General features: G+C 43.7%; 12 protein-coding genes. 9 read left to right on the forward strand and 3 right to left on the reverse strand.

Features of this window, described 5'->3' with window-relative positions; genetic code table 11:
- Positions 1-195 precede the first annotated feature (195 nt).
- Both EGI32_RS09770 and radA read right to left on the reverse strand, forming a co-directional pair.
- On the reverse strand, positions 196-891 hold the full coding sequence (locus EGI32_RS09770; RefSeq protein WP_255155209.1) for a ComF family protein: 696 nt from the start codon (positions 889-891) through the stop codon (positions 196-198).
- 198 nt (positions 892-1,089) lie between these two features.
- On the reverse strand, positions 1,090-2,463 hold the full coding sequence (radA, locus tag EGI32_RS09775; RefSeq protein ID WP_255155210.1) for a DNA repair protein RadA: 1,374 nt from the start codon (positions 2,461-2,463) through the stop codon (positions 1,090-1,092).
- Positions 2,464-2,991: 528 nt separating this feature from the next.
- Here radA and EGI32_RS09780 point away from each other — a divergent pair.
- From EGI32_RS09780 to EGI32_RS09805, 6 genes are all read left to right on the forward strand, one after another.
- Positions 2,992-5,256: a TonB-dependent receptor gene (locus tag EGI32_RS09780; RefSeq protein ID WP_255155211.1), complete on the forward strand. Its 2,265-nt coding sequence runs from the start codon at positions 2,992-2,994 to the stop codon at positions 5,254-5,256.
- 134 nt (positions 5,257-5,390) lie between these two features.
- The gene (locus EGI32_RS09785) at positions 5,391-5,696 is read left to right on the forward strand and encodes a 2TM domain-containing protein (RefSeq protein ID WP_255155212.1); all 306 of its coding nucleotides are present in this window, start codon (positions 5,391-5,393) and stop codon (positions 5,694-5,696) included.
- Between the two features lie 11 nt (positions 5,697-5,707).
- Entirely contained in the window at positions 5,708-6,346 is a 639-nt protein-coding gene (locus tag EGI32_RS09790; protein WP_255155213.1) for a hypothetical protein, read from the forward strand.
- Between the two features lie 14 nt (positions 6,347-6,360).
- Positions 6,361-6,957 (forward strand): hypothetical protein, encoded by a 597-nt coding sequence (locus tag EGI32_RS09795; protein WP_255155214.1) that lies wholly within the window; start codon positions 6,361-6,363, stop codon positions 6,955-6,957.
- The gene (locus EGI32_RS09800; protein WP_255155215.1) at positions 6,947-7,540 is read left to right on the forward strand and encodes a hypothetical protein; all 594 of its coding nucleotides are present in this window, start codon (positions 6,947-6,949) and stop codon (positions 7,538-7,540) included. Before EGI32_RS09795 ends, EGI32_RS09800 begins: the two co-directional genes overlap by 11 nt.
- Positions 7,530-7,817, forward strand: coding sequence for a transcriptional regulator (locus tag EGI32_RS09805; protein ID WP_255155216.1), 288 nt, complete (start codon positions 7,530-7,532; stop codon positions 7,815-7,817). The genes EGI32_RS09800 and EGI32_RS09805 overlap by 11 nt, the downstream gene beginning before the upstream one ends.
- A 165-nt stretch (positions 7,818-7,982) precedes the next feature.
- Here the strand turns inward: EGI32_RS09805 and EGI32_RS09810 are convergent, their stop codons facing one another.
- Entirely contained in the window at positions 7,983-9,389 is a 1,407-nt protein-coding gene (locus EGI32_RS09810; protein ID WP_255155217.1) for a T9SS type A sorting domain-containing protein, read from the reverse strand.
- Between the two features lie 266 nt (positions 9,390-9,655).
- Between EGI32_RS09810 and EGI32_RS09815 the strand changes: the two genes are divergently transcribed.
- Genes EGI32_RS09815 through EGI32_RS09825 form a run of 3 tightly spaced genes read left to right on the forward strand, consistent with a single transcriptional unit; the run spans position 9,656 to position 12,158 of the window.
- Positions 9,656-10,588 (forward strand): ABC transporter ATP-binding protein, encoded by a 933-nt coding sequence (locus EGI32_RS09815; RefSeq protein WP_255155218.1) that lies wholly within the window; start codon positions 9,656-9,658, stop codon positions 10,586-10,588.
- Positions 10,566-11,459 carry an ABC transporter permease gene (locus EGI32_RS09820; protein ID WP_255155219.1) on the forward strand — a complete coding sequence of 298 codons (894 nt, stop codon included), beginning with the start codon at positions 10,566-10,568 and terminating at the stop codon, positions 11,457-11,459. The genes EGI32_RS09815 and EGI32_RS09820 overlap by 23 nt, the downstream gene beginning before the upstream one ends.
- A gap of 9 nt (positions 11,460-11,468) precedes the next feature.
- A complete protein-coding gene (locus EGI32_RS09825; protein ID WP_255155220.1) occupies positions 11,469-12,158 on the forward strand; it encodes a hypothetical protein in 690 nt (229 codons plus the stop codon).
- The last annotated feature ends 364 nt before the right edge of the window (positions 12,159-12,522 follow it).

Consider the following 12,522-nt stretch of genomic DNA (forward strand, 5'->3'; position numbering starts at 1 on the left):
TGGTAAAAACAGTGTCGAATTTCACGGTATCGATGCTGATGCTCAGCCCGGCTTCCGGACTGGTGATCACACTATCTTTTTTGCAGGAAAAAAAGAGAACGATCAACAGGATACTGCTTGCGAAGAATGTTTTTTTCATTGAAACAAAACTACAATAAAGTTGTTAGTTGTGCGACGTTAGTTGTGACAGGCGAATTATTTACTTGCAATGGCCAGCGTGGCAAGGCTGACCGAAATACCAGGGATAGCAGCCATCGCCAGGCAACAGGCTTCGAGTGTGGCGCCGGTAGTAAGTACATCATCTACCAGCAGAATGTGTTTTCCTTCCAGCAAAGCAGGAAAATTGACCTGGAAACTATCTGCAACATTCTCCCATCTTTCGGTCCGGTGCTTTCGGGTCTGGGTTTCGGTGGCATGCCGCCGCACGATATTATTGACCGACACCGGAATATTCATCACTTCCGACATGCCGTTACATATAATAGTTGCCTGGTTATATCCTCTTTTAAATTCTTTTGCAGGAAACATGGGCAATGGAACGAGGTAATCAATGTCGGCAAAATATGGTACCGCCAATAATTTATCCGCCATAATTTTACCCAAATAAATGCCGGCTTCCTGATTGCCTTTATATTTCAACTGATGGATGAGTTGCTGTATCACCTGTCCTTTTGAAAAATAAAATTCGCTGTGTGCCGCTTTGATATTTACCCTTCCGCGGAAGATCTTTTCGACAGGGTTTTCCGGCATTTTTTCAAAACCGGTATGTGGCAGGGATATGATACACTGCAGACAAAGCAATTGGTTTTTATTTACAAGGTCGCTGCCGCAACCCAGGCAGAAAGCAGGGTAGAATAAGTGAAGCGTGTTGGTAAAGATTTGTTTGAGCAAAAGCATCTGCTAAATTACCCAGTAAAAAAATCGAAATCCTTCTTTGCTCTTGTTTTTAATCCTTGAAATCGATGTTGTTATTCTCAACCAAACGAGGTTTTCTTCACCGCAGAGAAGTATGAAAGCAGAGTTTTCGCAGAGAAAAAACATAACTATCTCTGCGAAAACTCTGCTCCCTCTTTTCTCTGCGGCAAAAAGCTAAAATAAATACTGATATACTTCTTCCACTTTCCCCAGGGCAACTACATCGATATTAAATTTCATCTTACCCAAAGACTTGGCATTGTATTTACTTACGATGATCTTTTCGAAACCGAGTTTTTCAGCTTCGGCTATACGTTGCTCGATCCTGTTTACCGCACGTATTTCGCCACTCAGGCCAACTTCACCCGCAAAACAGGTATGCATCTGTAGCGGCACATCTTCATAGCTGCTCAGCAAGGCGCATACGATCGCAAGGTCCAGCGAAGGATCTTCCACTTTTATTCCACCAGCTATATTGATGAAAACATCTTTTACGCCAAAATGAAACCCGCCACGTTTTTCCAATACGGCCAATAACAATTGCAAACGCCGGAGATCGAAGCCGCTCACCGTACGCTGAGGCGTACCATATACACTCTGCGTTACCAATGCCTGCGTTTCTATCAGCAGCGGGCGCATGCCTTCTATGGTTGCGCCGATGGCGATGCCGCTCAGCTGATCTTCTTTTTGTGTGATGAGTATTTCGCTGGGGTTGCTGACGGCCCGCATGCCTTCGCTGCTCATTTCGTAAATGCCGAGTTCGGCGGTGCTGCCAAACCTGTTTTTCAACGTGCGGAGTATCCTGTAGGCATAATGCCGGTCGCCTTCAAATTGCAAAACGGTATCTACCATGTGCTCGAGTATCTTCGGCCCGGCAATATTTCCATCTTTGGTAATATGCCCGATAAGGAACACGGGTGTATTGGTTTCTTTGGCAAAGCGTTGAAGCTCGGCCGCGGTTTCGCGTATCTGGCTGATGCTGCCAGGTGAACTTTCTACAAATGGTGATTGCAATGTTTGTATACTATCAACAATGACGAGCTGCGGCTTCAGCTTTTTTATTTCCTGGAAGATCGTCTGCGTATTCGTTTCGGTAAGCAGGTAAAAATTTTCATTGGAAATACCGAGCCTGTCTGCCCGCATTTTTATCTGCTGTTCACTTTCCTCTCCACTTATATATAAGGTAACCACATCTTTCAGTTGCAACCCGTTCTGAAGAAAAAGCGTTGACTTACCGATGCCGGGTTCGCCGGCAACGAGTACGATACTTCCCGCAACGATCCCACCCCCCAGCACACGGTTCAATTCGCCATCACCTGTCACGATCCGTTTTTCTTCTGCGCTGCTCACGTCATTGATCGAAACGGTTTTGAGTTTTGCCAGGCCATTGTATTCTTTCCAATCGTCCCTGGCCGATTTATCATTTCCTTTCACCACCACTTCTTCCACAAAAGTATTCCACTGATTACACGATGGACATTTGCCCACCCACTTAGCACTTTCATACCCACAGTTCTGGCAAAAGAATGCTGATTTTGTTTTACTCATGATGCGAAGTTATTTTAAAAAAGTTGCGATCGATATTTCTGCCGGAATGAAAATGATGTTGTAAAAAAACGTTCTATGCTTTTTCTTCTGTAAACATGTTATCAACAAAAAATGAAGCAGGGGAAGATTTGAAAAAAGCAAAATGAAAAAATGAAAGTTGAAAAACCAGCACAGTTGTTTTTGCGGATGAAGTAAAACAACAATTGGTTTTCTTCAATGGATGAAAAGTAAAATGGCCAACATTGCTGTTGACCATTTGTACTTACTAACCCATTAAATTCTATTGCTAAATTACAAATTGCCATCTTAAAAAAAATATTTTTTTTCTGCTGTAATTGTCGCGGAACCCTAAAAAGATAATTAAAGCAAGTTCTAAAATGTGTCATAAAATATTGATTTGTAGTCAATTAAAAGGGTGATACCCTTCCTTCTTCCCGCTAAAAAAATATTAATCCACACTAAAATTATTTTTAAATTAATTTGGTTTATAAAATAAACTACTTTACGTTTGTATTAAAATTAACAACCATGAGACGGCTTCTTTTTCTGGCAATATGGATGATTCCGGCAGGGCTTTTTGCCCAGGTGAATATTTCCGGGAAACTTACAGATAACAAAAACAAGCCACTTCAGGGGGCAAGTATTGCCCTGGTGGGAACTTATGACGGTGCAACGACCGATTCTGCGGGAAATTATAGCTTTTCTACCTCCGAAAAGGGAAATCAGCAATTACAAGCCACTATGTCAGGCTATGGCACATATACTAAAAATGTATCAATTGAAGGGGCTGATATCCGCCTTGACATATCAATAAAAGAACTAATAACTGAATTGAACGCGGTAGTGTTCACGGCTGGAGCTTTTGAGGCCAGCGACAAGAAAAAAGGGACGGCTTTAACCTCACTCGACATTGTAACCACCGCAAGTGCGAATGGCGATGTGACGGGTGCGCTCAAAACGCTTCCCGGAACACAGCAGGTGGGTGAAAGCGAAGGGTTGTTTGTTCGCGGAGGCACAGCTACTGAAAGCAAGATCTTTATGGATGGAAACCTCGTGAATAATTTCTTTTACAGTAGCCTGCCCGGAATTGCCACAAGGGGGAGGTTTAATCCTTTTCTTTTTAAAGGAACTGTTTTCAGCGCGGGTGGTTATTCGGCTTTATACGGTCAGGCACTGTCTTCTGCACTGATACTGGAAAGCACCGATCTGCCTGAGAAAACCGAAGCAAGTCTGGGGCTTTCTGTGATCGGTGTAAATGGCGGTATTCAGAAACTGGCAAAAAACAAGCGTTCGAGCTGGGGGCTTACTTACGGATATACCAACCTGGCGCCTGCGTTCGCAGTGATCAGGCAAAAGCAGGATTTTTTCAAAAGCCCTGAATATCACGAGCTCGATGCCAATTTCAGGATAAAGACCAAACGCGGCGGTTTCATCAAATATTATGGATACGGCAGCTGGAACAAAACGGCTTTTCGGGCCTCCGATATCGATTCTGCCACATTGCAGAATGCATTTCACCTGCAAAATTTAAATACTTACCAGAATATCAACTGGAGAGAAAATTTCGGCAGGCGCTGGAAAATGTTTGCCGGTCTGAGTTTCAGCACCAATAAAGATGATATTGAAAATGAGCTGCAGGATGCGGATGATAAAAAAGTTCCGGTCTCTAACCCGGCGGATGGGTATGCCTACAAAAATTTTCAACTGGCGAACAGGGCACAATATGCACAACTGAGGATAGTGATGGAAAAGCGTTTCAAAGGATTGAATGCGGTGAGGTTTGGTGCGGAACATTTTTACAGCAATGAAAAATCTACGTACACATTATATGATGGCAGCCAGTATACTGCCGCAGTAAAAGATAATATCACAGCGGCTTTTGCGGAAACAGATTTTTACATCACTAAAGATATCGCGGCAAAGCTGGGCGTACGCGGCGAACATTCGGAGCTGATGGATAAGTTCAACGTGGCGCCACGTGCATCGATCGCCTACAAATTTAAAGACAACGGACAGCTTTCATTTGCTTACGGTATATTCTACCAGAATCCTGAAAGGAAATACCTCGCAGGCTCTGATATCAATCTCGGTTTTGCCAAAGCCAGCCATTACATCGTGCAATACCAGAAGACGGCCGATCAGCGAACTTTCCGGTCGGAGATATTTTATAAAAAATACGATGCTTTATATAAAACATCTCCAAACAGCAATGGTGTGGAAGTTGCTTCTTCCAATAACGGGAACGGGTCTGCGCAGGGATTGGAATTGTTCTGGAGGGATAAAAAAACACTGAAGTTCATGGACTACTGGGTATCTTATTCATACCTGGATACCAAAAGGGATTACCTGAATTTCCCGGGAAAGATGCGCCCGAATTTTGCGGCAGCGCACACCGCTTCCCTGGTGATCAAAAACTTTGTAGTGCCTATCAAGACCGGCTTCAACGCTACTTATACTTTTGCCAGCGGCAGGCCATATTACCAGTTGAAGTATGATAATGTGCAGCAGAAATACCTGGTGGAGGATAAAGGCAATACGATCAATTACAACAGCGTAGGGTTCAGCCTGAACTATCTTCCAAATCTTGGAAAGAAAGACAGCAAGACGTTCATTGTGTGGGTGCTTTCGGTAACGAATGTGCTGGGACAAAAACAGGTTTACGGATATAATTATGCGTCTATCACCGATCGTAAGGAAGCGATCACTCCGCCAAGCAGGAGATTTGTGTATATTGGATGTTTCCTGAGCTTTGGTGTAGACAGGACGCAGGATGCGATCAACAATAATCTGTAGGTGAATGGTGAATGGTGAAACCTTCGAAGGTTGTAATGAAATCGTGAGTACTGTGTACCTAAACTCCTAAACGAAGTTCGGGTCACAGGCTCGAGCCTACTAAACCCTAATCTCTAATCTCTAAACTCATACTTATGTCAGATTTCAATCAACCAACCCCCGAGGGAAAAGATCCGGAACTTTGGGAGATCGCTAAAAAAAGAGCCGGTTTCAAAAATCACCTGGTTACCTACATTATCGTAAATGCATTTCTTTGGGCGCTATGGTATTTCACTACTTACCGCCATTCGGAAGGCCGATGGAATCCTTATCCATGGCCTATATGGACAACACTGGGGTGGGGGATCGGATTGGCGTTTCATTTTGCGGGAGCATATGTTTTTCCGAAAGCGAATTCGGTGGAATCGGAATATGAAAAATTAAAAAACAAAAAATTTTAAAATTAAAAAACATGAAAAAGTTTATCCTGGGTTTCATTCTGCTGGCAGGTGTTTTATCTGTTAATGCGCAAAGCGAACGATACATGGCTGCCATGAAAAAAAATCTGGCCGCAGTAGATTCTTCCGCCACTGCGCAGTCTATGTTGTCTTTGTCTGATAATTTTGAAAGGATCGGCAATGCGGAAAAATCGCAATGGCTTCCTTTTTATTATGCGGCATTGATGCAGGTGCGTTATGGTTTCATGCAAGGCGATATGTCGGGCGCTGACCCCATTGCCGACCGTGCTGAAAAGTTGCTGAATAAGGCCGATTCTATCCAGCCGAAAAATTCGGAGATCAGCTGTGTGAAAGCTATGATCGCCACCCTTCGTATGATCGTGAACCCGATGCAGCGTTATATGGAACAAGGAACTTTGATAGAGCAAAATCTTGATGCCGCCAAAGAACAGGACGCCACCAACCCGCGGCCTTATTACCTGAAAGGAGAAAACCTGAAGAATACGCCCGCTCAATTTGGGGGTGGATGTGATGCCGCAAAAACAGTACTGAATACCGCGAAAGAAAAATTCGCCAGCTTCAGGCCCGCCAGTGAAATTGCACCAAACTGGGGTGCGTCAAGGGTAGACATGTTGCTCAATGAGTGTAAATAATTAACCTGCCGGATATGGATGAACAATTAAACGAAAAACAAAGCTTTGCCATCATCGAGCAGATGATCAGCAGGGCGAAAAATAATTTCAGCGAATCGGGCACACTTTTTCTTGTATGGGGATTTGTGATACTGATCTGCAGCATGGTACATTTTTCTTCCGGATATTTTTTTAATTATGAAAAAGGGCAATACGTCTGGACGTTGACATGGCTGGGCAGTATTTTCCAGATATTTTACCTGAGACGGCAGAATAAGTTTAAAAAAGTAAAGACCTGGTCCGATGAAATCATCAAATACCTGTGGATCATCTTTTTCGTCTGCATCGCATTACTGGTGTTTATCCTGATCTGGCAAAAAGCATATTTCAGCATCAACCCGGCCATACTTGTGATGTATGGCATGCCTACTTTTTTTACCGGCATCCTGCTCAAGTTCAGGCCCTTGGTCATTGGCGGGATAAGTTGCTGGCTGCTGGCCTTGGGCTGTACGTTCACACCCTGGTATTTCCAGATATTATATATCGGCGCAGCAGGAATTACGGCGTGGATCATTCCCGGAATCTATCTTCGCAAAAAATATTTAAAAGAAAAAGCTATCCATGGAAGATAAAGAGTTCAGCCACGAAGAAAGTATCCGGCTGATCAATACGATGATCAGTAAGGCGAAAAAAAGTTACGTCACCAAGGGTATCGGCCCCATAGTATGGGGAGCGCTCATCATATTCTGCAGCCTGGTTACCTGGGCGCAACTGCAATTCGGTTTCAGGATCGGTTTCGATATCTGGTTCTTATTGATCTTTGCACTCATCCCGCAGATATATTTTACGGTAAAGGAAAAGCGCCAGCGAAAATTCACGGCGTATGAAGAAGCGGTCACCGGTTACGTCTGGACCGCTTTTGCCATTTCCATTTTCCTTACATCCTTTTATAATTCCAGGTATGGAAACAGCGAAAGCAGTACACTGGTAATGATATTGTACGGCATGCCTACTTTCATCACCGGGGGCATGGTAAAGTTCAAACCGCTGATCGTTGGCGGTATTGCCTGCTGGATACTCAGCGCTATTTCCATTTTTACCCCTGTAAAGACAGATATGCTGCTGATGGCGCTTTGCGGCCTGTTGGCATGGCTCATTCCCGGTATCATTTTGTGGATCGGGTATCAAAAAAGAAAAGCGGAGCATGGAGTTTAAAGACCTGGATCCCATATTACATTCTCAGCTGCGGTTAGCCGTAGTCAGCCTTCTCATCAGTGTGAAGGAGGCGGAGTTTACATTCATAAAAGAAAAAACGAATGCCACCGCCGGCAACCTCAGCGTGCAGCTGAATAAACTCCGTGAAGTGGAATACATCGAGATCAGCAAGCAATTCAAAGATAATTATCCGCAGACGTTGTGTAAGATCACGCCGAAAGGGATTGATGCATTTGAGAAATATGTGAATGCGTTGCAATCCTACATGAGACCTTAAAACTGATAAACCCCGGAGGTTTTTAAAACCTCCGGGGTTTTGTCCACAATGAAAAATGCCACTAATTAAAGTGGCATTTATTTTTATGTATGGATGGTTCGAATCTTTGGAAGAAACCCTGGAGGTTTTTAAAACCTCCGGGGTTTAATTCGTGCAATCAAAATCTTACTTCCAGATGATGAGTTTAGAGCTATAAGTCACATCATTGCTGATCATTTTCACTGTATACATGCCGTCATTCAGTTTTACGATGTTGTTGATAGCAACGCTGTTGTTACCAGAAAGGACATTCGACTGCTGTTGCAATACTACTTTACCTGAAGCATCGAATACAAGGATCGTCGCGAGGGCAGCTTTATCGGCTTTGAACCTGATCTGTGCATTGGTAGAAGACGGGTTAGGAAAAATGGTCATTTCTTTTGAAGCTGCTACACCGTTGATCTTTGCAGTCACCACGTTAGAGATCTGTTGTTTGTGGTCTTTATCCAGCATGATCAGTTTGTAGTAAACCACAGTGGCGCCTGAGGGAATGTTGTTATCAGCGTAAGAATATTTTTCGAGGGAAAGGCTTCCTTTTGCTGCTACGCTTCCGATAACCTGGAAGTTAACACCATCAACGCTGCGCAAAACCTGATATTTGTCGAGGTTGATCTCCTGTGAAGAAGTCCAGGTTAATGTAGAAAGACCATTGTTATAATTAAGACCAAAACTCAGCAAAGACACCGGTAATGGAGCAGCCAATGGAAGGCTGAAGCAACCGAATTTAGAACCGTACTGGCGTTGTGGTTTACCCTGGCCCTGGTTGGCATAAGGCTGAGCCGGCTTGTAGTCGTAGCCCATCCTGAAGGTAACAGAAGACTGTGGCAAAGCGTATACAGATTTTTCGATCACCTGTGCGCAACGGGAGATACCGTCCCTTTCGGTAGTGCTGCCATAAGTCAGCAACCAGTCGTTGCCATTTTCAGTGACCGTACCGGCGCTGGTAAGTTCAGTTACAGCAGCACCATAATTGATCAGGTCTGCTACAACATTGCTTGGCCTTTTTACATAACCGATCTCACGGAAGTAACCGTTAGAACCGATCTTGTAGCCATCCATATCGAAATGAAGAAAGTTGAGATTAGCAACAGGCACGGGCAAAGAATTTACCGGAGGCAATGTGTTTCCGTTGTAATGAGTATAAAAAGTGATGGTGAACTGAACCCAACCACGCCTTTCAGCATTCGTAAGGTCAGCGTTGGTGCCGATCTTTGGTGAAAACAAAGCGGCCTGGCTTCCCGCAGTACCTGTTTCGTTTACAGCGGCATCATCATCAAAAGAATATAAGGTAGCGTTAGAAGAACCGTCGATCGTAACAATCGCATCCAAACTAACCGCAGCGATGGTAGTAACATTGTTGAATTTGTACTTAGCGCCGTTAGCAAGATCGTTTCCGCTAACTTTTACAGCACCAGTGAAAGTAGTGATGGGGTTTGCAAGTGTACAAACGTCGAATCCGGTAATAGTACAGGTTTGGGCAAAAGAGTTAGCAGTTAAGATTAAAACTGCAATCAGGGTAAAAAATTTGTTCATTTTCTTGTGGTTGAGGTTGTGGTAAATATTTTTTTATTTATCACAGGAACTGGCTTGGTTTCCGGCTCAACACAGAATATATTTTTCAATAGCAATAAGCTATCGTGGATTGGGGTGCCCTTGGTGGTTTCAAGACCAGGAGCAATTGTCAGAGGTAATTAAGCGAGGGCAAACCTAAAAGTAATAATTCGTAATTCATAGTAATTTCCACATTTTTTTTAAAAAAGATTAATTTTCACCTGAAAATATAGGCGTAATTTTGTGCCATGAGCGTATTGCTGGAAGTAAAAAATCTCTCCAAAAATTTTGATGGTTTTCAGGCTGTGAATGATCTGTCATTTACTGTAAATGAAGGAGATGTGTATGGTTTCCTGGGGCAGAACGGGGCAGGAAAATCTACCACCATCCGCATGCTGCTCACCCTCATAAAACCCACTTCAGGAAAAATTATTTTTTTTGGGAAAAATCTGGCGGAAAATCGCGGAGAAGTACTCAGAATGACCGGGGCGGTAGTAGAGCGGCCGGATTTATATAAGTACTTATCCGCATACGACAACCTGTATATCTTCGCAAAAATGAGCGGCGTAAAAACCACCAGGAAGCTGATAATGGATCAGCTGGAACTGGTGGGGCTGGCAGAAAGGGCCAGGAGCAAGGTCAAAACTTTCAGCCAGGGGATGAAACAACGTCTGGGCATTGCGGTAGCGCTCATACACGACCCTAAGCTGATAATACTCGACGAACCAACTAATGGCCTTGATCCACAAGGGATTGCAGATATGCGTAACCTTATTTTGCACCTCAGCAGGGAGCTGGGCAAAACGGTGATCGTTTCTTCTCACCTGCTCAGCGAGATCGAACAGATTGCTAACCGCATGATAATCATTAACAAAGGGAAGAAAATAGTAGAAGGGGTAGTATCCGAACTCCTGGATCCGGCCAAAACAGTGGTTGAGCTGGAAACATTGGATAATGCCGCAGCTTTTGACCTGTTAAAAACAAGTTCCTGGTCTGGCGGGCTCGAACTTTCGGGCAAATATATCCGTTTACATATGGATAAGGCGGATATTCCTGCTTTGGCCCGCCAGCTTTCGGCATCGGGAGTGGGGATATTGTCGCTGCAACCCCGTCATTCCCTCGAAGATTACTTTTTATCACTTACCAACGCTGAAAACCATGTGGAGCCTGTTACAAATTGAGTTATACAAGATCGCGAAGCGGCCCCGCACTTACATCGCTTTTGTAGCGATAGCAGCCATAGCCTTCATTTTTCAGTTCGCCTTCAAAGCGGATGGTGCCAGTTACCTCAACCTGATGCTGCAGACCGTCAGCGAAAGTTTCGACCTCGACCTGAAAAAATCGATGAACGGCTATTTCATGTGTTATATAATATTGAACACATTATTGATACAGGTGCCGATACTGGTAGCATTGGTGGCCGGCGATGCCATTTCAGGCGAGGCCAATATGGGAACGCTGAGGCTGATATTGACAAAACCAGTCAGCCGCACACAGATCATTCTTGTAAAATTTTTAGCTTCCATCATTTTTACCGTATTACTATTAGTATGGATGGCGGTGACCTCATTGTTTTTCAGTCTGCTGATCTTTGGAGCAGACGACATGCTCATCTTCCGCAATAAGGGGCAGGAAAGTATGATATTGCAGATAACCCAGGACGATATCATGTGGCGCTATATGGCGGCGTTCGCTTATGCGGCGGTGGCACTTACGGTGATCGCGGCGCTGGCGATGTTGCTTTCGGTATATGCGGAAAACAGCATCGGGCCGATCATCGCTACGGTTTGCATCGTCATTGTTTGTACAGTGATATCTAACATGAATGTACCGATCATCGACAAACATGTAAAGCCCTGGCTCTTCACTTCATACCTGGTTGGCTGGAAAGGATTTTTTTACATTGCCACCACCGAAGATGGTTTACCTATAAAAGGCTCCATCGAAAACTGGGCGGCCATCCGCAACAGCTTATATATATTGCTGGGGCATATCGCGGTGCTGCTGGGCATTACCATTTTTGTATTCAGAAAAAAAGATATCCTTACTTAAAATAAACGTATGAAAGCTTACCTGTCTGTGTTGTTAACGTTGCTGATATCTCCCGCTTTTGCGCAGCAGGATATCAATGTTCTGATAAAAAGTGCCAAACAAAAGATGGCGCTGGTAAATGATTATGAGGCTTTGGGTAGAATGAAGACCAATGTGGCTTTCCTGAAAGTGCCGGTTGCCACGGTGAAAGTTTATTTTAAAAAACCCAACCGCCTGAAGGTGAAAAGTGAAAAAGGGGTATCCTTTATTCCAAAGGGGGCGGTGAGCATCAATATGGGGAGCGTACTGACCGATGAACAATTTACGGTGATAGATGCGGGAACCGATAAGGTAAATGGTGTGGCAGTGAGGGTAGCCAAATTATTGCCGGCAGACGACAACAGCGATGTTGTGCTGAGTACATTATATATAGAAGAAGCCACTGCCCTGATCCGCAAGGCGAAAACCACTACCCGTGAAAATGGCAGCTTCGAACTCGAAATGACGTATAGCAAATATGCCTCTTACGGCCTGCCCGATAAGATCGTTTTTTCTTTCAATACAAAAGATTATAAACTACCGAAAGGCGTAACATTTGATTTTGATGACGGATCAACTCCGGCTCCGGTTGATAAAGCAAAAGGAAAAAAAGGAAGGGCGGAGATTACGTTTAGCAGTTATGTTATTAATAAGGGAGTGGATGATGCGGTGTTTAAATAAATTACGAATTACGAATTACGAATTACGAATTACGAATTACGAATTACGAATTACGAATTACGAATTACGAATTACGAATTACGAATTACGAATTACGAATTACGAATTACGAATTACGAATTACGAATTACGAATTACGAATTACGAATTACGAATTACGAATTAATTTTTAGCGCCGCAAGGTAATTAGATTCCAAAGAAATTAATAAATACCAAACTGAACAAACCCATTCGTAATTCGTAATTGCCCATTTTTAATTGACTTAGTTTTCATCCAGCGCAATCTTCTCATCCACCGCATTCCTCAGTACATTTGCACTCAGCTTCCTCAATGGATTGGCTTTTTAGCGCCGCAAGGTAATTA

Source organism: Ferruginibacter sp. HRS2-29 (assembly GCF_024343615.1).
Classification (GTDB): Bacteria; Bacteroidota; Bacteroidia; order Chitinophagales; family Chitinophagaceae; genus Ferruginibacter.